The sequence below is a fragment of the Bacteroides sp. ET336 genome, from assembly GCF_024733815.1.
Lineage (GTDB): Bacteria > Bacteroidota > Bacteroidia > Bacteroidales > Bacteroidaceae > Phocaeicola > Phocaeicola cellulolyticus.
Genome location: NZ_JANRHK010000074.1, coordinates 1 through 287, shown reverse-complemented (window position 1 = coordinate 287; position 287 = coordinate 1). Strand labels below are relative to the sequence as shown.

Here is a 287-nt window from a genome sequence, read left to right as displayed (position 1 = left end):
ATGAAATTCCCATGAGATAAAAAAATCACGCCAAAGAGAATGTAAATAGTCAAGCTGAAGTTACCTTTGTATAGTGTAACCCTAAATGTATCAGTTATGGCAGAAGTGACATTCCCTCAGTTGATACAGCGTGCTTGCGGTATCGACGTCCATCTGAAGGTTGTGGTGGCGACAATAGACGGAGTAGGCATCCAACGTGATACCCGCTCATTCAAAACCTTCACGAGTTCTTTGAATGAATTGAAAGAATGGCTATTGTCCAATGGTGTAACGCATGTGGCAATGGA

1 pseudogene is annotated in these 287 nt (G+C 42.2%); it reads left to right on the top strand.

The annotated features are described in order from the left end of the window. Window positions 1-96 precede the first annotated feature (96 nt). Window positions 97-287: pseudogene (locus tag NW213_RS16895) on the top strand (IS110 family transposase); the annotation flags it as partial.